Below are 20,056 nucleotides of genomic sequence, written 5' to 3' on the forward strand. Positions count from 1 at the left end.
TTACGAAGCGAATCACATATGCTTGTGCAAACGAAACACAAGGCTGTTCCGACGTCTGTTGACTGCGGAACGGCTTTTTTTGCTTTGCAAAAGGGGCAATCTGTATGTGTGAAATAATCACAATGACATGTTCAGTTTTTTCAAAAATGCGTTTTCATTCTTGACATTGTTGTTCAAAGTTCACATAATGATAGTATAAGATGTTCGAGAATAACAAGGGTGATGAATAAATGCAACCAAACGAGCGCAGAAAATGGATACTGGAACAGTTGAGCCGAGATGAAAAGATCGACATCGACGAAATGGCCGCACAGCTTAATGTGTCAGCCATGACCATCCGAAGAGATTTGGCCTACCTCGAAGAAGAGGACAAAATCATTCGCACGCTCGGCGGGGCAATACTAAACAAGCCCTTGATCAACGAAACACCCTTTCTCACCAAAGAAGGCAAGTACAGCAGGCAGAAAAAGGCGATCGCCCAAAAAGCGATGACACTGGTTCAGGACCATTCCACCATACTGCTGGATTCTGGCACGACGACACTTGAAATTGCCAGACTGCTCAAGGAAAAAAACAATCTGACAGTGGTGACAAATGACATAAAAATTGCCGCCGAGCTGATGGACAGCGAGGTGAAGGTGATTGTCGCGGGCGGGGAGCTGCAAAACAGCGTCGGGGCGTTGTTCGGCCCGATGACCGAGCTGCTTTTGCAGACGATTCACGTCGATCTGTTCTTCCTTGGGGCACACGCCATTCATCTGGAAGCAGGGGTGACTGCACCGACCTTTGAAAAGGCTTCCATCAAACAGCGCATGCTAGAAGCAGCGGAGTCAACCTGGCTGGTTGCCGATTCGAGCAAGTTTGACCAGAAGTCATTTACGAAAGTGTGCGACCTCTCCCTCCTCGATGGATGGATCACAGATGACGAACTTTCCGATGAAGATGAAGCCAAGGCACGGGAACATCTGAAAGTTGTAACAGCAAAAGGCGGGTGATGCCACGTGAAAATTGGAGTTATTGCCGATGATTTGACAGGTTCCAACGCCACTGGCGTAAGACTGGCCAGACAAGGCTTTGAAGCCGCGACAATGGTTCACTATTCCGATCTGCCCAAGTCCGATTCCTACAACGCTGTATGCATCGACACAGACAGCAGATACGCGAGCGAAGAAGTGGCCCGCACGAGGGTCAAGACAGTGCTGGATAACCTCAAAAAATGGGGCGCGAACGTCATTTGCAAACGAATCGACAGTACCGTCAGGGGAAATATCGGCATTGAAATCGATACAGTATTGAACGAACTGGGGGAAAATGCGGTCGCTGTGGTCGTAGCCTCCTTTCCGGATTCGGGACGCATCACGTCAGGCGGCTATCTGCTCGTAAACGGCATTCCGCTGCAGGTGACCGACGTGGCCCACGATCCGGTCGCACCACTCACCCAGTCGTACGTCCCGGCGCTCGTCCAGAAGCAGAGCCGCTACCCCGTCTCCTACATTGGGCTGGATACTGTCCTGGCTGGTGAAAAGGAAACGGAGCAAGCGTTGCGCGAGCAGATTGCTGCGGGCACACGAATCATCGTGCTCGATGCGGTGACGGACGAGGAAATCGAATCGATCGCCAGGGCGATGGTGGCGATCAAGGAATGTCAGATGATTCCCGTCGATCCGGGACCGCTGACTTCCGCCTATGCCAAGTTCTACACCCGCCAGCACGCAAGCGATAAAAAAATCATCGTGACGGTGGGCAGCATTACCTCGAACGCCGCCAGCCAACTGCAGTACGTGTCGGAGAAAACGAATGCCCAGCCGATTTACGTCGACGCGAAAAAACTGGCCAGTTTTGGGGAATCGTGGGAAGAAGAGACCGACCGCGTGATCCAGACCGTCCTGGACGAGATGGAGCGCCAATCGATTCTCGTCATTACGACGAACTCTCCGTATGCAGATCCGCTTAATCTGAAGGAGATTGCGCGCGAGCAAGGAACCAGCCAGGATGCGCTGGCAAAACGGATCGCCGACGGCCTGGGGAAAATCACCCGCTTCGCGATCCAGAAAAGCCCGTATGAAATCGGCGGGTGCTTTACCAGCGGCGGAGACGTTACGGCTTCGCTGTGTGCCCTGGCTCGCGCGGAAGGTATCAAGCTGGAGGTGGAGGTGCTGCCGTTGGTGGCGTACGGACACCTGATCGGCGGGTACCTGGATGGCATTCCGCTCGTGACCAAAGGCGGCATGGCTGGCGACAAAAAAGCGATTTACGCAAGCATTCAATATCTGATGGCAAAATGCTAAGGAGGAACACCAACATGACAACGGAAAGAGCCATTATTGCAATTCCGATGGGAGACCCTGCGGGAATCGGACCTGAGATTACCATGAAGTCGCTCTCCAAAAAAGAGATTTACGATGTCTGCAAACCGCTCGTAATCGGCGACGCCAAAGTTTTGGCAAAAGCAATCGAGATCGTGAAAGCTGACCTGAAAATCAATACAGTCACATCGCCAGCCGAAGGGAAATACGAACTGGGCACGGTAGATGTCATCGATATGGACAACATTGACATGGCAAAGCTGGAGTACGGACAAGTCTCTGCGCAAGGCGGTCAGGGAGCGTTTGAATACATCAAAAAAGCCGTTGACCTGGCGATGAATGGTGAAGTGAAGGCACTGGCGACTACGCCGATCAACAAGGAGTCGCTGAAAGCGGCGAACGTACCGTTTATCGGCCATACGGAAATGCTTGAGGCGCTGACAAACACCAAAGATCCGCTGACCATGTTCGAAGTAAACGGCATGCGTATTTTCTTCCTGACGCGCCATCTGTCCCTGAAGGATGCTATCGGGCAGATGACCAAGGAACGCGTGCACGACTACCTGATCCGCTGCGACAAAGCGCTTCAGCGTCTGGGTGTCGAGCAACGGAAAATCGCGGTTGCCGGTCTCAACCCGCACAGCGGAGAAGGCGGCCTGTTCGGCATGGAGGAAGTAGAGGAAATCAAACCGGGCATCGAAGCAGCCGTCCAGTCGGGAATCAGCGCGGTAGGACCTGTTCCGGCAGACTCCGTCTTCTTCCAGGCGCTGCAAGGCAGATATGACGCGGTATTGTCCCTCTATCACGACCAGGGCCATATCGCAGCGAAAATGACAGACTTCCACAGAACGATTTCGATTACAAACGGGTTGCCATTCCTGCGCACCTCTGTCGATCACGGTACAGCCTTTGACATTGCCGGAAAAAACATCGCGGAGAGCATCAGCATGGAAGAGTGCATCAAGCTGGCAGCCAAATACGCGCCGAAATTTACGAGCAACACGCTGTAATCACAGGCGGTTTCTTGAGAAAAAAGATGGCAGTACTTGTTGCAATGAAGGGTCGAGTCGATCCTTCATTGCGACATTCAAGTAAATGAAAATGCTTACAAGCAAAGGAGGAGTGACTTGTGGAGGTTTCAGGAACACAAATGGTGCTTGGTTTGGTTTTGGCAGTTATCGTTTTGATTTTTCTCGTGTTGCGTACCAAAATCCACGCTTTTCTGGCACTGATTATCGCTGCTTCGATCGCAGGGATCGTTGGAGGCATGAACCCTGCCAAAGTAGCCGACACGATCTCGTCAGGATTTGGGAGTACACTGGCCTCGATCGGGATTGTCATCGGGTTGGGCGTGATGATCGGGCGGATTCTGGAAGTTTCAGGAGCCGCCGAGACGTTGGCGTATTCCCTGATCAAGTTTGTCGGCAAGAAAAAAGAGGAATGGGCCATGGCGATCGCCGGTTATATCGTGTCGATTCCGATTTTCGTAGACTCTGCATTCGTTATTTTAAGCCCATTGGTAAAAGCGCTTTCAAGAAAGACCGGTAAATCGGTTATTGCACTTGGTGTCGCTTTGGCTGTCGGTCTCGTGATCACGCACTCCTTGGTGCCGCCAACTCCAGGACCGCTCGGTGTAGCAGGTATTTTTGAAGTCGATATCGGCCTGATGATCGGGCTGGGTCTGCTGTTCGGGATTCCGATCATGATTGTGGGGGTTCTGTACGCCAAGTGGCTGGGCAACCGGATTTATCAAATTCCCGATGATTCCGAAGAAGGATTTTCAAGACCTGACGCCAAAGCTGCCTACCAGGAGTTTTTGGATCTGGCTGATCAAAAGGCGTCTGAGCTTCCTTCTCTGGGAAGATCGCTTTTGCCGATTTTGGTTCCGATCATTTTGATCTTCCTCAACACGACGCTTTCTGCTATGGAACTGACGTCAGGATTGTTCGGCGTGCTGGTTTTCCTGGGGAAACCGATTATTGCTGTGAGCATCGGTTTGCTCGTAGCGATCTATTCGCTTGGCCGCCATATGAGCCGCTCCGAGGCGCTTGATCGGATGGAAGAAGGAATCCAGACGGCGGGGATTATCCTGCTTGTAACGGGTGCAGGTGGCGCGCTTGGTGCCGTGCTGCGCGAAAGCGGCGCAGGAGATTTTATCGCCGGGAAAATCGCCGACTTGCCATTGCCGGCTGTCCTGATCCCGTTCTTTATCGCTACCTTGGTACGTCTCGTACAAGGCAGCGGAACCGTAGCGATGGTAACAGCGGCATCGATTTCCGCACCGATTTTGGCCAATCTGGAAGTCAATATGGCATTGGCTGCGCAAGCCGCTGCCATGGGTTCGATGATCTTCTCCTACTTCAACGACAGCTTGTTCTGGGTCGTAAACCGCCTGCTCGGCATCAAGGATGTAAAAGAGCAAATGATGGTCTGGTCTGTGCCGACGACAATCTGCTGGGCGGTTGGACTGGTTTGCTTGCTGATCGCCAACATGTTTGTGTAACGGCAAAAACGGGTGACGCTTTGTGACGTCACCCGTTTTATGCATGTCCGAACCAGAATTGCATCGACAGGACGTAAAAGACCACGATCCCGACCGTTGTCGCGACGAGCAGCAGGATCAGCGTAAAGAGGGAGATCTGCTGGAGTTTGTAGGCTACGAGGAAAAAAATGAAAAAGGCGAGAAAGGCAAGAAACGTGCCTGTTTCAAATTGGCTCAATGAACGTCACCCCATCCGGTAAATGTGCTTTTTCTATCGTACCACAACGAAGCCAGCAAGGGCCTGTAAAGATATAAGAAATTGCGCATATAAAAAGCCGCCCGAGGGCGGCAGGGATTACAAGGTGCGCTTGTGCAAGCGGTAGAACGGCTTTTTGGCGATAAACTTGCGATCGATCAAAAAGGCTGCGGCGAAGCCAAGGACGAGCGAGAGCAGCAGGTGTACATAGGTCATGTAAGGAAGCGCCCTGCCCTCCAGCCTGATATTGTCGGCGCGGTATTCCAGACGCTTCACACCATGCCGGGCAGTCAGCAGATCTTCTTGTCTGGCCAAGTCCTCCAATGGCGCTTCAAACACATAGCGCTCGGGAGAATCGGCGTGAATGAGCAGTGTCACATCAGCCTTTCCTGTTTCGTTCCAGAGCTGGATGTCGTCGTGAGCCAGTGCAGCCGCATCGCCACCGGGGATGATCATTTTGTCCAGAGCCGGGGCGTTCTCGATCGTGTGCCGGGCCACGATGTTGAGGTGGTACTTGGTCGCAAGCGGAGCATCCGATCTGGAAATGGTCCGTACTCGTGTCGTACCTGTGTCCGCATACGTATCGAAAATCGAGGAGAGAGCCAGTTCTTCCATGCCGTCGTAGAGCAGAACGCCCATTTGCTTCTTGTTCCAGCGAAACGCGCTGTTCAGGATGTAGGTAGAAAACTTGTAGTCCAGAACAAAAGGTTCCACTTTTGGATTCGCGACGAATTCGTAGTTGGGATAGCTGATGTCTTTCGCGATTTTGGCAGCCATGGGTTCACCGACTTGTTGCGAGATCAGATGAAGGACTCCATCAATGCCAGCCGTTTGACCGGCAGTCGCCACGGTGTTTCCTTCATGGACATAGCGAACGTCCTCTACCCAGTTTGTATCCGGATAGAATGTGCGCAAGGAAGGAATGGCTTGCCAATGAGACGCGGCCGATTTTCCTTGCAGCAGGCCTGCATCAGCCATGTTGCCCGAACCTCCGCAAATGCTCAGGAACGTCGTAGTTTCGTTGAACGAATGTTTTTGAATCCATTCCCGAGTAGGTGCATACGCCGCATCGTCGAGAATGGGCATGAATGGGATAATGATGACGTCAGGGCTTGTCGCCAGCAGCGCATCCAGCTCCGCATACGTGTAATGCGGGATGACATCGAGACCTCCTGACAGTGACTTGATGTCATGGTCGGGTGCGACAGCGTAGACATTGTACGCCTCTGTCATGGAGAACAGCGTGTAGGGAATGAGAAAATCGAAATCCTCTGTCGTAATCGACGAAGGTCCTAATATGACTGCCACGGTTGGCTTTTTTGGATCATGGGGTGGGATTGTGATTCCATCCAGGGCAGGAACGGGCTCTTCACGCAACGACGCGTAAAATTCCTTCTGTGTCTGGGAAAAGCCGAGGAAACCGAGACCGCCTACAAATACAGCCAAACTGAGAACATACACCATCAAACGCAACAAACCTTTTTTCACTTTGTATTCCTCCTGTTTTACAATACCCCTGTAGGGTAACTTGCTTGCAGGAAAAATATAATGCAGCATTGTGAACTCAATATGAACAAAAAACAAAAAAAGAAAAAAACCGCGCATGGCGGTTTCTTCACTGCGGCAAGGTAATGTCAAACGTCGCCCCCGTGCCCGCTTCGCCTCTGACCCGAATGTCGCCGTGATGCCGGTCGATGATTTGCTTCACGATCGACAAACCGAGACCGTTTCCTTTTACAGCGGAATGGCGCGCTTTGTCTACTTTGTAAAAAGGCTGGAAAATATGGCTTCTTTCTTCTTCGGGTATCCCGATCCCGCTATCGGAGAGGGTGACGACGCACATCTTGTCTTGCATGGCAGCCTGTATGCGGATCGTGCCGTCAGCGGGTGTGAACTTGATGCTATTGCTGAGCAAGTTGATCCAGACCTGGCTGAGCTGGTCCTCGTCTGCTTCGATGACGAGCGGCTGCAGATGAAGATCGATGTCGATTCGCTTGGCTTCCCACTGTGGAGCGAGTGCAATCACAACCTTGCGAAGCTGCTCGTCGAGCCGATACGTTCTGGTCTGCAACGGCATGTTGTCCTGCTGCAGACGGGATAATTGCAGCAAATTTTGGCTTAATCGGGACAATCTCTCGCTCTCTTCCTCGATGATCGTCAAATAACGCAGGCGGCTTTCTTCACTTACTTCCTTTTGTTTCAACGCCTTTGTAAAACCGGAAATCGAAGTGAGGGGAGAGCCGATTTCATGCGAGACGTTGGAGACAAAATCCCGCCGCATTTGATCGAGCACGGCGAGCTCTTTTGCCATCTGGTTGAAGCTGGCGCTCAAAATTCCGATCTCGTCCTTGCGCCTGCCCGGGACCTCCACCGCGAATTCTCCTTTTGCCATGCGCCGGGTGGCTTCGGTCAACTGGACGATCGGCTTGACCAGATAGCGGGCAGCGACGACTATCAGAAAACTCCCGATAAACAGGATCAACGCGTACATGACATGAATCGAATCCATCAGTTCCTCGTCGGCTTTGTTCCGCTTCATCGTCACGAACAAGGCGTACGGCTGCCCGTCTACCTGAACTGGCAGGCCAACGACAGGCAGGGAAACGCCGTGGGAGGAAGCAGTGTCGATCCGCTGGAGATCGGTTCGCTGTTCACCGGCGAGGACGCGGGCGACATCAGCAGCCTCTACATCCAGCGGAATTTCTTCCCCGTCGAGCAGGGGATTGCCTGCTGCGTCGTAGAGCTGCGTATGAGTCAGAGACAGACCAGACAAGTGCTGCATGAACGGGACGAGCTCGGCGCCAGGGGTGGAGTGGTAGGCGGCAAGCATCTGTCTTCCATTTTCGAGCAGCATATCCTGTACGATTCCTTTGGCTCGCTCTTCGTACAGCCAGGTGGCGAGGAAAAAGGCCGTCACCAGACTGACCATGACAATGCTGACGAATACGAGTACGACACGTGTGTAAAGCGACTTGATCACGGTGATACCTCCAGGCGATAGCCGAGGCCGCGAATCGTCACGATGCGAAAGCCGGACTCCTCTTCGGGAAAACGCTCGCGAAGCCGTTTGATGTGAACATCTACCGTCCGTTCGTCTCCTTCGTAATCAAGTCCCCAAATCTGCTCGATCAACGTATCGCGGGTAAACAGTTGCCCGGCATAGCTGCCCAGCTTGTACAGCAATTCAAATTCTTTCATGGGGATTGTCCGGGTGTGGCCGTTTTCGTAGACCACTTCGTAGCGCGAACGGTCCAACGACAGATGACCCAGGGTGATCGTGTTGGATACGGCAATGCGATACCGCCGGAGCAGTGCCTTTACGCGCAGGACCAGTTCCACGGGATCAAACGGCTTCACCAGATAATCATCGGTTCCCTGTTTGAAGCCATGTATCCGGTCCTGTGCCTCACCTTTTGCCGTAACCATGATGATTGGCATATCACCCAGCTCGCGGAGTTTGTTGCACAGCTCCCAGCCGTCCATCTGCGGCATCATAATGTCGATCACCGCCAAGTCCACGGGGTGATTTTCGGCGTATGCCAACGCGTCCGCTCCGTTCGTTTTCTCGACGATGTCAAAACCTTCATCCTTCAGATACAGTGCGACCAATTCCCGGATGTGCGGTTCGTCGTCGACCACTAATGCCCTTGGCACGTTTGTTTGCTCCTTTCATACCTGGCTGCCTGGAAATGGTCATGCTAGTACGTGTACAATTGGTACAGGATTTCCCGTTTTTGAGAACAAGCAGCGGGTCATGCTCATGGCACGATTTCGTAACTGTTTCGAAAATATGGTATATTCATCCAGAAGGCAAGATTTCGATTCTGGATTCGAGGCGGTTCGCACGGACAGGAGTGAGGAGCTATGGAAGCCAGCAGCCGTATGGAAGTTGATCGTACACGAGCAAATCGGGCACGGGCAGAACAAAGACGCGTGAAACGAAAAGTGGCGCTGTTTCTTGTGGCTGTCGTCCTTGTCTTACTCGGATCGCTCGCATATGCTGCCTACTGGCTGTTCTACGACCTGGAGCGAATTCCCCGGGGAGAATTGCTTGCAGAGCAGCAGTCTCCCGACGGTATGTACACGGTTCGGATTTATGTGTCCGATGCCGGAGCGACGACGTCTTTTTCCGTTGTCGGGGAGCTGATTGACAACGAGAGCGGGGAGAAAAAGACAATTTATTTCCAGAATAAGGAACATGCTGCCCTGCTCACGTGGCTCGATCGCGATGTCGTGCTGATTAATGGACGCGCGCTCCGCGTACCGGATGACGTGTTTGATTACAGGAAAAACGATTGGCCGGAATATCTGAAAAAAGGAGAGGTGTATCGATGAATTTCCTCGCCAATGGCTGGAATATCTTCTATGTCATTATCCTTGCAGTCGTCTCGGTTTTTACGGGTGAGATCATCACCTTCGTCATGCTGGGCTTTATCCTGATGGCGCTCAACAGCATCCACGGCACATTGAAAAACATACTGGAAAACATGGAGAAGCAAAAGAACGGACAGTAGGCTGCCAAAGCATCAGTCAGACAGTTTTTCCCCGATTGGCGTAATGACTCCGTCCATGCTGACCGTATTTTTTGTTTTCCGGTATTCTTCCAGCCCTCGATCGCCTTTCTGGACAGCCCATTTCTGAAGAGTCTCCCGCTCGCCGTTGTACGAGAAAAACGGCACGCTGTACCCGCAAGACGTTTTGACCGTTTCGATGTGCGCATGGATGATTTGCCTGGCACCGGGCACGCGCTCGAAATGGGCAGAAAGCTCATCCCACTCGGGTGTATCCGGCAGAACGACTGTTCCACGCCCGTACAGGCGCACAATGTTGGGCGGACCTTCAAATGCGACAAACAGAAACGTGATGCGTCCATTTTCCTTCAGATGGGCGCTCGTCTCGTTGCCGCTGCCGGTCAGGTCCAAATAGGCGACTTCGTTCGGCGACAAGATGCGCAGCGTGTCATATCCTTTTGGGGAGAGGTTGACATGTCCGTCTGCCGATAATGGTGCTGACCCCACGAAGAAAATTCGCTGGTTGCGGATGAATTGCTCGTGCTCCGGATGAATCGATGAAAATGTTTTTCCCATAATACGCGCTCCTCGTCATACGCCGTTTTGGAAATATTCTTCATTCTATTCCCAGGCGGGTACGCCGTCAATTGAAAAAATGTGCTTTCTGATGCATACAAAGATGGCGGTGCAGGATGATTTCCTGCACCGCCATTTTCCATCTAGCGATTATCCACTTTCTCCGGATACAGATCGTGATTCATCATCCGGTGCTGCGCCATCTCCTCGTACTTCGTACCCGGCTTGCCGTAGTTGCAGTACGGGTCGATGGAGATGCCGCCGCGCGGGGTGAATTTGCCCCAGACCTCGATGTAACGAGGCTCCATCAGCTTGATCAGGTCGTTCATAATGATGTTGACGCAATCCTCGTGAAAATCGCCGTGGTTGCGGAAGCTGAACAAGTACAGCTTGAGCGACTTGCTCTCGACCATCTTGATGTCGGGAATGTAGCTGATGTAGATCGTGGCGAAGTCAGGCTGTCCGGTGATCGGGCAGAGACTGGTAAACTCCGGACAGTTGAATTTTACAAAATAGTCCCGATACGGGTGTTTATTGTCGAATGTCTCCAGGACGCCCGGATCGTAGGTGTAGCTGTAGGTCGTTCCCTGGTTGCCCAAGAGCGTCAGCGAAGACAGGTCGCGTTCCGAATGGTTTGCCATCTGGTATTCCCTCGTTTCTGTCAAAATTTACACACCGCGTTTGTTTCCCCAGACGAGTGCGTGCAGTTGCGGCAGCACTTTGGCGTCGTTCATCTCCGGGGCAGCCATCGCCTTGTCGATCAGCCATGAATACGACTCCAGCAGCTTGCTGCGCAGCTCGTGCGTATCTGCATTGACCAGATCGCCGTTTCCCGGCTGCAGGTAGAAAGGCAGCTTCGGGTAGCGCTGGTGCACGCGCGCGGCATAGGCAAAATCAGCCTCGTCAAAGACGACCACTTTCAGGCTGGTGCCATTGTGTCCGTGATCGGCCAAACGCTGGATGATCTGGTCCAGCACCTCCCAGTTCGTCTCCATCCCGGAGCTGGGCGGTTTGGGCGAGATCGTCACGTCGTCGATCTCAGCCAGCCACTCCTGCCATCTGCTGCCTTGTGTCTCGACAGCGGTGCGAATGCCTTTTTCCCGCAGCAGGCGGACGAGCGATCCGATGCTTGCGAGCAGCGCGGGATTGCCGCCGGAGATGGTGACGTGGGCAAAGCGGTCCGCGCCAAGGCCGACCAGCTCCTGCCAGATTTCTTCCGCCGTCATCTGCCGGATTTCGTCGCGGGCGCTGCCGTCCCAGGTAAAGGCGGAGTCGCACCAGCTACAGCGGTAATCGCAGCCAGCCGTGCGCACGAACATCGTCTTTTGTCCGATGACCATGCCCTCTCCCTGGATGGTCGGCCCGAAAATCTCCAATACGGGAATCATGCTCATTCGCTCATCCACTCCCGTCTCGCTTCGGCGTAGCTGGTCGGCGTCTCGTACAGGCGGACGAATTCCACGCGTGCCCCGCTGTAGCGCTCGCGGTACGTGTCGGATTGAAGCTGTGCCTCCATCTGCTCGAACAGCCAGACTGCCATGTTTTCCGCTGTTGTGTTCATCGGCGGCAGCATTTCGTTCAGGTAGCGGTGATCGAGGTAGATCTCGATGTGTTCCTTCCAAATCTGTTTGATGTCGCCAAAGTCGATGACCAGACCGATCTCGTCGGGATAGCCGCTGATGCCAAAGACGACGGTATACGTGTGGCCGTGCAGGTTTTTGCATTTTCCTTCGTAGGCGTGCAGGTGGTGGGCTGCGTCGAAGGTAAATTCCTTGCTGACCAATACGCGTTTGCCATGGTAACGAAGCTGTGATTTGTCAATGTCGGTCCCCAGCTTCTGCATGCGGTCTACGATGCGAAAGTCGAAGTGGGCGCTCATCGGGCATCAGTCCCGGTTTCCTGTTTTTCTGCCAGGTACGCGTCCAGTCCGGCTTTGCGCAGGTGGCAGGCCGGGCAATCGCCGCAGCCGTCCCCTTTGATTCCGTTGTAGCAGGTCAGGGTATGTTCGCGGATATAGGAAAAGCCGCCCAGTTCATCGGCCAGCTTCCACGTCTGCGCCTTGTTCAGCCACATCAACGGCGTGTGGATGACAAACGGGTAATCCATCGCCAGGTTGAGCGTCACATTAAGCGACTTGACAAACGAGTCGCGGCAGTCCGGGTAACCGCTGAAGTCCGTCTCGCACACGCCGGTGACGAGGTGGCGTGCACCGCGCTGTTTGGCGAAAACGCCGGCAAACGAGAGGAACAGCAGGTTGCGTCCGTCGACAAACGTGGAGGGAGGCTGTCCTTCCTCCTGGGTAATGGCAATGTCTGTGCGGGTCAATGCGTTGGGGGCAAGCTGGTTCAACAGGCTCATGTCCAGCACCGTGTTGGCTACGCCCAGGTCGCGGGCGATTTGCTGGGCGCATTGAATCTCCAGCTTGTGTCGTTGGCCGTAATCGAAGGTGATCGTTTCTACTTCTGCGAATTGCTGCTTCGCCCAGAACAGACAGGTCGTACTGTCCTGTCCGCCGCTGAAGACAACAACCGCTTTTTCCTTGTTCATGCTCTCCATCTCCTTTTTCAAATGTGGGGAAGAAAGAGAGTTCTTGAACTTGCTCCTGTAAAAAAACAAAACAATACCAAGGTACGGGTATTGTTTTCCACCTTAGTTTTTTATAGAGGGAGTTCGCGAACCTCTCCCATGCCGCAGCATGGATTTGTATGCAATTGCGGGAAGCGTGCAGGCTGCCCGTGGTCATTATACTACATTTCAGCCCGGACGGGGGCATGAAAAAGCAGGATGTGATTCTCAGGAATGACATCAACTTCTCATTTTTGAGAAGAAAAACGGGGAGCATCCCGGGACAGATCGGCGTTTCTTCCTTGGCATCGTTCTTGCTTTGTTATAGTTCGACAAGAAAAAGCGAGGCGGCAGGTGGCCGGAGGAGAGGAGGGAAAGAGGGTATGGCACGATTTGATAAAAAGCTGTTTATTGCCGTCTTGCTTTCCATGGTTCTGCCGCCGCATGGGATTTCCCCGGATTGATCGTCGATGATAAAACCCAAAAACAGCCATTGCCGCAAAAGATAGCGCTTGTTTGGCTGCTTGTCTGGCAGCGCGCTGCTTTTTTGCGGCAAAAGGCAAAGTCTGGAGGAGAGACCATGCAATATCCGCTTACGCCCGATATTCAACCCGAGTTTTGTACGACCGGATCGTTTATGCGTTTGCCGTCCAGCCGGGAGCAGGCCAGGCTTGCGATCGTTGGTCTGCCTTTTGATACGGCGGCATCCTTTCGCGTCGGTGCACGCTTTGCTCCACAGGCGATCCGGCAGGCTTCGATGCTGCTGTTTCCCTACCATCCCGTACACAAGGTGTACCCGTTCGAACAGACGCGGGCGATCGACATCGGGGATGTTTCGATTATCCCGCACAATATCCACCGCAGCTACGAGCGCATCACAGCCGCGATGCTGGACCTGATGAGAAAAGGCATCGTCCCGATCGGGCTGGGCGGCGACCACTCGATCACGCTGGCAACGCTTCGGGCAGCAAAAGAGGTGTATGGACCAGTAGCGCTGATCCAGTTCGATTCCCATACGGACACCTGGGACAGCTATTACGACGAGAAATACTGGCACGGCTCGGCGTTTATCCGCGCCCAGGAGGAAGGTCTGCTGCTGTCCGACAAGGTGTTCCAGCTGGGGATTCGCGGCACGCTGAACCATCCGGGCGATGTGGAAGCGAGCCTGGAGCTGGGCTTTCACGTCATCACCACGCAACAGCTGCGCCAGCGCGGCATCGAGGATGTCATCCGGCAGGTCAAGCGAACGATTGGCGATTCGCCTTGTTTTGTCAGCTTTGATATCGATTTTGTCGATCCGGCGTTTGCGCCCGGGACGGGGACGCCCGAGGTCGGCGGCTTTACCAGCTCCGAGACGCTGGAGCTTTTGCGCTCGTTTGGCGGGCTCAACTACATCGGCTTTGATCTGGTAGAGGTCTTGCCGCCGTATGATCCGGCGCAGACGACGTCGCTTCTCGCGGCTACCCTGATCCATGATTTTGCCGCGCTGGTCGCCCTGGGCAGCCAGACGGAAGAAGCAGGGCAAACGCGAATTTCTCACATATGACAAGGGAGGATGATTGAGATGATGGAGCTGAACATGTACATCAACGGGGAGTGGGTTCATGCCCGTTCCGGCAAGACGCGGGAGGTGCTCAATCCCGCTACTGGCGAAGTAATCGCGCTCGCTGCCGAAGGCGATGTGGAAGATGCCCGCGACGCTATCCAGACAGCGCGTCAGGCGTTTGACAGCGGCATCTGGTCGGAGCTGCCGGCTGCCGAGCGCGGTCGCTATCTGCTGGCGATTGCCGACAAGCTGGAGCAGCAGTCGGAGGAGATCGTGCGGCTGGAGACACTGGACAACGGCAAGCCGCTGCGCGAATCCGCCTTCGACGTAGCCGATGCTGTCGCCTGCTTTCGCTATTACGCCGGGATCGTCACCAAGCCGGACGGCCAGACCTATCACGTCTCGGATCCGATGCAGACGCTCGTCGTGCGCGAGCCTGTCGGCGTGTGCGGGCTGATCGTGCCGTGGAACTACCCGCTTTTGATGGCGGTCTGGAAAATTGCCCCGGCATTGGCGGCAGGCAATACGATCGTGTTCAAGCCGTCCGAAGTAACACCTGTGACAGCGCAAAAGCTGTTTGCCATCATCGACGAGGTCGGTATTCCCAAAGGTGTAGCCAACATGGTGATGGGTGCCGGGCCTACGGTGGGCAACGAGATCGCGGAAAGCCATCTGGTCGACAAGGTCTCCTTTACTGGCGGAACCGTCACCGGGCGCAGCATCATGCGGGCTGCTGCCGGCAACATCAAAAAAATCTCTCTCGAACTGGGCGGCAAATCGCCCAATATCGTCTTCGCCGACGCTGATTTTGAGACGGCGGTTGACTACGCGCTGTTCGGCATTTTTGCCAACCAGGGCGAAGTGTGTTCGGCCGGTTCCCGCTTGCTTTTGGAGGACAGCATCTATGACCGCTTCGTCGCGCGTCTGGTCGAGCGGACGAAAAAAATCCGCATCGGCTCGGGTGACGATCCCGCCACCGAGATGGGTCCGCTGGTGAGCCAGGCGCATATGGAAAAAGTGCTGCGCTACATCGAGCTGGGCAAAGAGGAGGGGGCGACGCTTTTGTGCGGAGGCAATCGCATTACCGAAAACGGACTGGATAAAGGGTACTTCGTCGAGCCGACGATTTTTACCGACGTAACGCCCGAGATGCGCATTGTCCAGGACGAGATTTTCGGTCCTGTGCTCGTCATTCAGCGCTTTTCCGATGAAGCGGAAGCGATCCGCATGGCCAATGATACCCCGTACGGACTGGCGGGCGGCGTATTTACCCAGGACGGGGCAAAAGCGCTGCGTGTGATCAAAAAGCTGCGGGCGGGCATTACCTGGATCAACTGCTTCAACCCGACCTACAACGAAGCTCCGTGGGGCGGCTACAAACAGAGCGGGATCGGTCGTGCGCTCGGGACGTATGGATACGAGGAGTACACCGAGGTCAAACAGATCAACATCAATCTGCAGGTACAGCCGACAGGCTGGTTCGAGGAATAAAGAAAAAGCCGGGTTATCCCGGCTTTTTTGCTTCATTTGGCTTGTTTACTGGCTTTCTGCTTTTAGCGCCACGAGCAGGTTGTCAAGCTCGTTCAGCATGCGGTTGTGGTACTGGTTGTCACTCTCGTCTTCCCGCTTTTGATTGGTCCTCTTGAGGTTTTCCACGATCTTCGTCCGGACGAGTGCTTCTTCGTACTGATCCCGCTGAAAATCGAAGAAAAACTGTTTCTCGGTAATTCCCAGCCCTGCTTTAACCCCTTCTTTCAAATCATACGAGACGTGCAAAAAGGTATCGGCCACAATCTGGATGTAGGCGCGAATTTCCTCTTCGCTCGGGTAGAGGTCATTTTCCTTGGCGTATTCCGCGAGCAGCTTCCGCTCCCGCAATTTCTCAATGGCCTGCTCTTCCGTCAGCTTCATTGAATACAGCTCGGAGTAGGCTTTGTAGAAAGCGACCTTTTTGACGAATTCTTCGTCGACGGCCGGATCGGCGGCTAGATAGTTCGCGTAAGCCGAATGATACGTTCGGGCAAACTGCAAGCCTTTTTGATAATCTTCGGAGTGCTGGATCGGTTCGGGTGTCGGGGGGGCATCTACCCGTTCGTAGGCGACTGTATAGACGATACTCCCCAGGGAGAGTATGAGGAGAAATATCATGGCTGTCAGATGGTATTTCACGATCTCCCCCCTTTGTGACAAGTATTACAACATTTACCATATTACATGCTCTTCCTTTTCCCGTCGAGCAGAAAATTCAGGATTTGTGAAATTTCGTGGAAAGTCTTAGAATAAGGTCAGGTCTTCTCCGTACCCAACCTGAAAGGATGAGTGGCATGATACAGGTATATCCCTCAAATTCAAGATATGCAGTCGATCTGGGCTGGCTGAAAAGCGGACTCAGCTTTTCGTTTGGCGAGTATTTTGATCCCGACAATACGGCGTTTGGCGTGATGCGCGTCTGCAACGACGACTGGATCGCAGGAGGAAAAGGCTTCGGTCCGCATCCGCACAGCGACATGGAGATCGTCACGATCGTTCTGCGCGGAGCGATCAGGCACGAGGACAATCTCGGCAACATCGAGGTAACGGGTGAAGGGCAGGTGCAGCGCATGTCGGCGGCCAGCGGAATCATTCACGCCGAATACAACGCTTCCGAGACGGAAGAGCTTCAACTGCTGCAGCTTTGGTTTATGCCCACCAAGCGCGGTGGAGCCCCTTCGTTTGAGACAGCCAGCTACGATCCGGCGAAGATGCGCAATACTCTGCTGCCAGTCGTCACCCCTGCGGGCGGCGAACAAGCCGCTTCGATCAATCAGGACTTGACGATTTACTTGAGCAGGCTGGAGTCAGGCAAGGAGCTTTCCTTTCAGCAGGAAGCGTCGCGCCGCGTTTTTCTGTTTCTGCTTGAAGGCAGTCTGCGCGTAAACGGAGAGCTGCTGCAACGACGGGATACGGTCCGGATGCATGGCGAGCCGAGTTTGTCGCTCGTCGCTGGTGAAGATGCCTATTTCATGTTGATTGATTTGCCGTAAGAATTAAGGAGGAATCGCGATGCTGCAAGAAAGGCTGCTAATCAAACACGCCGTCGGAGGCAGAACCTTCATCGATACGTCCATTGAGCCGGCCGACTATCGACTGGAGCAGTCGGAACATGGCTGGAAGCTCGTACTGCACCGGAACTATGACGAGATCATGGCAGAGATTTGCAAGTGGAAGGATGAGTTAAACCTGTTTTTGTTCCTGCGGGAGGAAGGTGAGCCGGAGAAAAAAATCTGGTTTTACGTCGAGCAGGGGGCTGTTTCCTACGACAGCGAGCAGCAGCGCCTGACGATTGTCGGCACTTCGCGGATTGAATACGTGCCGGAGCGCTTTGGCGAGATGGGCTAACAGGGAGCGAAAGAGAAAAGGACATCGGCAAACTTTTGTTGACAGGCAAACGATGTTGAGGTACAGTTATCTTAAATTCAAGATATTTTACTGTCGCACACGGCGGCACTCCCCGGATGGGGAATTTTTCCTGGTATAAATCTTTAATTAGAGATATCGAAATTTGAAATATATGTAAGCAAAAGGAGTGTCACACTGATGGGTCATTTCTCTGATTTGGTCAAGCAACGTCGTTCTGCCAACAAGTTTGTGCCGGATACACAGCTTCCGCGAGAAGAGTTGGACGAGATTTTTTCTCTGGTCAAGTATGCGCCTTCCGCCTTCAACCTGCAGCATCAACACTATATCGTCGTGGATGACCCGCAGATCAAAGACCGCATGTACGAAGCAGCATATAGGCAATATAAGGTCAAAACAGCATCGGCGGTCATTCTCGTCCTCGGCGATACGGCAGCATACCAGAACGTGGAGAAAGTAAACGAAGGGCTGCTGCAACTCGGTGTCATCACCAAGCACGAATTCGAACGGGAGGCGTCCTCGGTTCGCTCGTTTTACGAAAGCCGTGGAGAAGGTTTTCAACGCGAGGAAGCCATCCGCAACGCCAGTCTATCCGCCATGCTGTTCATGCTGGCGGCAAAGGACAAGGGCTGGGACACGTGTCCGATGATCGGCTTTGATTCGCAGGCAGTGCAGGAGATACTGAACATCCCGGATCGCTACGTGCCTGTGATGATGATTACGATCGGGAAGGAAGACGTGTCCAGCCAGCGCGTGCGCGGCTATCGCAAGCCAGCGGGCGAATTTGTCAGCTACAATGGCTATCAGGCGTAAACACTACATACAAAAAAGGAGTGGATACCATATGACACAACAAACGGCAGGAATTCATCACATCACCGCATTTGTTACCGATCCGCAGCGAAACGTCGATTTTTACGCCGGTTTTCTCGGTCTGCGTCTGGTGAAAAAAACAATCAATTTTGACGCCCCGGAAGTGTACCACTTGTACTTTGGCAACGAGCTGGGCAGCCCGGGTACGGCGATCACGTTCTTCCCGTGGCCAGGCGCACGGCACGGTCAGGTAGGGGGTGGACAGGTCGGCTACACCACGTTTGTCGTACCGCCGGGATCGCTTGGCTTCTGGGAGCAGCGGCTGCGCAAGTTCGGCATGACTTACTTCCGCATCGAGCGCTTCGGCGAGACGTTCCTGCAATTCCGTGACCCTGACGGCATGCAGTTGGAAATCGTCGAGCGTGAAGAAGGGCCGAACAGCAAGTGGGCGTTTGGCGGAGTTCCCGCAGACAAGGCGATCAAGGGCTTTGGCGGAGCGATTTTGTACAGCATGAATCCGGAAAAGACGATGCATACGTTAGAGCATCTGATGGGTCTTACGAAAGTGGCGGAAGAGGGCAGCCTGATCCGCTTCCGTGCCAGTGGCGACCTGGGCAATGTCATTGACATGAACGCCAAACCGATTCCGCGCGGACAGGATGGTGCCGGAACAGTCCACCACATCGCCTGGAGAGCCAGAGATCTGGAAGATCAGCGCCACTGGCAGGAAGCGGTGAGCAGCTACGGCTTGCGCCCGACGGACATCGTCGACAGACAGTATTTCACAGCCGTCTACTTCCGCGAGAACGGGGGCATCCTGTTTGAAATTGCCACCGACCCGCCGGGCTTTGCGACGGATGAGAGCGTCGAGCATCTGGGTGAAAAGCTGATGCTGCCTGAGTGGTACGAACCGCATCGGGCACAAATCGAGAACGGCTTGCTGCCCTTTGAAGTGCGCGTATTGGAGGAGGACAAAGCGTGATACATCTGTTTCAAAAAGGAACCGACCAAAAGGCCCCGACCTTGCTGCTTTTGCATGGAACAGGGGGGAATGAGCGCGATTTGCTGCCGCTTGGCGCGATGATCCATCCCGCCTCGTCTGTCCTCAGCGTTCGCGGCAACGTATCGGAAAACGGTATGCCCCGCTTTTTTCGCCGCCTGGCGGAAGGCGTCTTTGACGAGCAAGACCTGATCTTTCGGACGAAGGAACTGTACGAGTTTCTCGACCAGGCGGCTGTCGAGCATGGCTTTGACCGCAACAATATCGTGGCGGTCGGCTATTCCAACGGTGCCAATATCGCCGCCAGTCTGATGTTCCACTACACGGACGCGCTTAAAGGAGCGATTCTGTACCATCCGATGGTCCCCCGACGCGGAGTGGATCTGCCCGCTTTGCAGGGTACCCCGGTGTTTATCGGAGCAGGCAAAAACGACCCGATCTGCTCGCCGCAGGAGACAGAAGAATTGACTCGGCTGCTCGAGGGTGCGGGAGCTGCGGTGACGCTTCACTGGGAAGCGTACGGCCACCAGTTGACCGAGCGGGAAGTGCAGGCGTCCGCCGCCTGGTTCCGGGAGAATTGCCTGTAAGAACATTGAGTTGGAAAT

General features: G+C 54.0%; 24 protein-coding genes and 1 riboswitch. Of the genes, 14 read left to right on the forward strand and 10 right to left on the reverse strand.

Going from position 1 to position 20,056, the window contains the following annotated elements; translation table 11 throughout:
* Window positions 1-230: 230 nt before the first annotated feature.
* The 4 genes from ACAF76_RS04275 (at window position 231) to ACAF76_RS04290 (ending at window position 4,809) form a co-directional block, all read left to right on the forward strand.
* Window positions 231-995: a DeoR/GlpR family DNA-binding transcription regulator gene (locus ACAF76_RS04275; protein ID WP_400162666.1), complete on the forward strand. Its 765-nt coding sequence runs from the start codon at window positions 231-233 to the stop codon at window positions 993-995.
* 6 nt (window positions 996-1,001) lie between these two features.
* A complete protein-coding gene (locus ACAF76_RS04280; protein ID WP_400162667.1) occupies window positions 1,002-2,288 on the forward strand; it encodes a four-carbon acid sugar kinase family protein in 1,287 nt (428 codons plus the stop codon).
* Window positions 2,289-2,302: 14 nt separating this feature from the next.
* Window positions 2,303-3,316 carry a 4-hydroxythreonine-4-phosphate dehydrogenase PdxA gene (pdxA, locus tag ACAF76_RS04285; protein WP_400162668.1) on the forward strand — a complete coding sequence of 338 codons (1,014 nt, stop codon included), beginning with the start codon at window positions 2,303-2,305 and terminating at the stop codon, window positions 3,314-3,316.
* Between the two features lie 119 nt (window positions 3,317-3,435).
* A complete protein-coding gene (locus ACAF76_RS04290) occupies window positions 3,436-4,809 on the forward strand; it encodes a GntP family permease (RefSeq protein WP_400162669.1) in 1,374 nt (457 codons plus the stop codon).
* Between the two features lie 37 nt (window positions 4,810-4,846).
* On the opposite strand, the gene ACAF76_RS04295 is transcribed toward ACAF76_RS04290, so the two are convergent.
* The 4 genes from ACAF76_RS04295 to ACAF76_RS04310 all read right to left on the reverse strand — a co-directional run bounded on the left by ACAF76_RS04295 (window position 4,847) and on the right by ACAF76_RS04310 (window position 8,698).
* Entirely contained in the window at window positions 4,847-5,026 is a 180-nt protein-coding gene (locus ACAF76_RS04295; RefSeq protein WP_400162670.1) for a hypothetical protein, read from the reverse strand.
* A gap of 117 nt (window positions 5,027-5,143) precedes the next feature.
* Entirely contained in the window at window positions 5,144-6,532 is a 1,389-nt protein-coding gene (locus tag ACAF76_RS04300; protein WP_400162671.1) for a DJ-1/PfpI family protein, read from the reverse strand.
* Between the two features lie 127 nt (window positions 6,533-6,659).
* Window positions 6,660-8,024: a sensor histidine kinase gene (locus ACAF76_RS04305; protein ID WP_400162672.1), complete on the reverse strand. Its 1,365-nt coding sequence runs from the start codon at window positions 8,022-8,024 to the stop codon at window positions 6,660-6,662.
* On the reverse strand, window positions 8,021-8,698 hold the full coding sequence (locus tag ACAF76_RS04310; protein ID WP_400162673.1) for a response regulator transcription factor: 678 nt from the start codon (window positions 8,696-8,698) through the stop codon (window positions 8,021-8,023). Before ACAF76_RS04310 ends, ACAF76_RS04305 begins: the two co-directional genes overlap by 4 nt.
* Window positions 8,699-8,908: 210 nt before the next feature.
* Between ACAF76_RS04310 and ACAF76_RS04315 the strand changes: the two genes are divergently transcribed.
* The gene (locus tag ACAF76_RS04315) at window positions 8,909-9,379 is read left to right on the forward strand and encodes a DUF5412 family protein (RefSeq protein WP_400162674.1); all 471 of its coding nucleotides are present in this window, start codon (window positions 8,909-8,911) and stop codon (window positions 9,377-9,379) included.
* On the forward strand, window positions 9,376-9,558 hold the full coding sequence (locus ACAF76_RS04320; protein WP_400162675.1) for a hypothetical protein: 183 nt from the start codon (window positions 9,376-9,378) through the stop codon (window positions 9,556-9,558). Before ACAF76_RS04315 ends, ACAF76_RS04320 begins: the two co-directional genes overlap by 4 nt.
* A 12-nt stretch (window positions 9,559-9,570) precedes the next feature.
* Here ACAF76_RS04320 and ACAF76_RS04325 read toward each other — a convergent pair whose 3' ends face one another.
* The 5 genes from ACAF76_RS04325 to queC all read right to left on the reverse strand — a co-directional run bounded on the left by ACAF76_RS04325 (window position 9,571) and on the right by queC (window position 12,678).
* Window positions 9,571-10,131: a pyridoxamine 5'-phosphate oxidase family protein gene (locus ACAF76_RS04325; RefSeq protein ID WP_400162676.1), complete on the reverse strand. Its 561-nt coding sequence runs from the start codon at window positions 10,129-10,131 to the stop codon at window positions 9,571-9,573.
* Window positions 10,132-10,274: 143 nt separating this feature from the next.
* Window positions 10,275-10,772, reverse strand: coding sequence for a preQ(1) synthase (gene queF / locus ACAF76_RS04330; RefSeq protein WP_400162677.1), 498 nt, complete (start codon window positions 10,770-10,772; stop codon window positions 10,275-10,277).
* Window positions 10,773-10,799: 27 nt separating this feature from the next.
* Window positions 10,800-11,525: a 7-carboxy-7-deazaguanine synthase QueE gene (queE, locus tag ACAF76_RS04335; RefSeq protein ID WP_400162679.1), complete on the reverse strand. Its 726-nt coding sequence runs from the start codon at window positions 11,523-11,525 to the stop codon at window positions 10,800-10,802.
* Window positions 11,522-12,010: a 6-carboxytetrahydropterin synthase QueD gene (gene queD / locus ACAF76_RS04340; RefSeq protein ID WP_400162680.1), complete on the reverse strand. Its 489-nt coding sequence runs from the start codon at window positions 12,008-12,010 to the stop codon at window positions 11,522-11,524. The genes queE and queD overlap by 4 nt, the downstream gene beginning before the upstream one ends.
* On the reverse strand, window positions 12,007-12,678 hold the full coding sequence (queC, locus tag ACAF76_RS04345; RefSeq protein ID WP_400162681.1) for a 7-cyano-7-deazaguanine synthase QueC: 672 nt from the start codon (window positions 12,676-12,678) through the stop codon (window positions 12,007-12,009). The genes queD and queC overlap by 4 nt, the downstream gene beginning before the upstream one ends.
* Before the next feature lie 96 nt (window positions 12,679-12,774).
* A riboswitch (PreQ1 riboswitch) is annotated at window positions 12,775-12,818 on the reverse strand.
* Between the two features lie 84 nt (window positions 12,819-12,902).
* Between queC and ACAF76_RS04350 the strand changes: the two genes are divergently transcribed.
* The 3 genes from ACAF76_RS04350 to ACAF76_RS04360 all read left to right on the forward strand — a co-directional run bounded on the left by ACAF76_RS04350 (window position 12,903) and on the right by ACAF76_RS04360 (window position 15,733).
* Entirely contained in the window at window positions 12,903-13,160 is a 258-nt protein-coding gene (locus ACAF76_RS04350) for a hypothetical protein (protein ID WP_400162682.1), read from the forward strand.
* A 116-nt stretch (window positions 13,161-13,276) separates the two neighbouring features.
* Window positions 13,277-14,242 (forward strand): agmatinase, encoded by a 966-nt coding sequence (gene speB / locus ACAF76_RS04355; protein WP_400162683.1) that lies wholly within the window; start codon window positions 13,277-13,279, stop codon window positions 14,240-14,242.
* An 18-nt stretch (window positions 14,243-14,260) separates the two neighbouring features.
* Window positions 14,261-15,733 (forward strand): aldehyde dehydrogenase family protein, encoded by a 1,473-nt coding sequence (locus tag ACAF76_RS04360; RefSeq protein ID WP_400162684.1) that lies wholly within the window; start codon window positions 14,261-14,263, stop codon window positions 15,731-15,733.
* 45 nt (window positions 15,734-15,778) lie between these two features.
* Here ACAF76_RS04360 and ACAF76_RS04365 read toward each other — a convergent pair whose 3' ends face one another.
* Complete coding sequence (locus ACAF76_RS04365) at window positions 15,779-16,411, reverse strand: hypothetical protein (protein WP_400162685.1); 633 nt, start codon at window positions 16,409-16,411, stop codon at window positions 15,779-15,781.
* Between the two features lie 155 nt (window positions 16,412-16,566).
* Between ACAF76_RS04365 and ACAF76_RS04370 the strand changes: the two genes are divergently transcribed.
* The 5 genes from ACAF76_RS04370 to ACAF76_RS04390 all read left to right on the forward strand — a co-directional run bounded on the left by ACAF76_RS04370 (window position 16,567) and on the right by ACAF76_RS04390 (window position 20,038).
* Window positions 16,567-17,265 carry a pirin family protein gene (locus tag ACAF76_RS04370; protein WP_400162686.1) on the forward strand — a complete coding sequence of 233 codons (699 nt, stop codon included), beginning with the start codon at window positions 16,567-16,569 and terminating at the stop codon, window positions 17,263-17,265.
* Between the two features lie 19 nt (window positions 17,266-17,284).
* Window positions 17,285-17,620: a hypothetical protein gene (locus ACAF76_RS04375; RefSeq protein ID WP_400162687.1), complete on the forward strand. Its 336-nt coding sequence runs from the start codon at window positions 17,285-17,287 to the stop codon at window positions 17,618-17,620.
* Window positions 17,621-17,818: 198 nt separating this feature from the next.
* Complete coding sequence (locus tag ACAF76_RS04380) at window positions 17,819-18,451, forward strand: nitroreductase family protein (RefSeq protein ID WP_400162688.1); 633 nt, start codon at window positions 17,819-17,821, stop codon at window positions 18,449-18,451.
* Window positions 18,452-18,482: 31 nt separating this feature from the next.
* On the forward strand, window positions 18,483-19,433 hold the full coding sequence (locus ACAF76_RS04385) for a ring-cleaving dioxygenase (RefSeq protein ID WP_400162689.1): 951 nt from the start codon (window positions 18,483-18,485) through the stop codon (window positions 19,431-19,433).
* Window positions 19,430-20,038: an alpha/beta hydrolase gene (locus tag ACAF76_RS04390; RefSeq protein WP_400162690.1), complete on the forward strand. Its 609-nt coding sequence runs from the start codon at window positions 19,430-19,432 to the stop codon at window positions 20,036-20,038. The genes ACAF76_RS04385 and ACAF76_RS04390 overlap by 4 nt, the downstream gene beginning before the upstream one ends.
* Window positions 20,039-20,056 lie beyond the last annotated feature (18 nt).

It is taken from the genome of Brevibacillus sp. TJ4 (assembly GCF_044627595.2).
In the GTDB taxonomy this organism is placed as follows: Bacteria; Bacillota; Bacilli; order Brevibacillales; family Brevibacillaceae; genus Brevibacillus.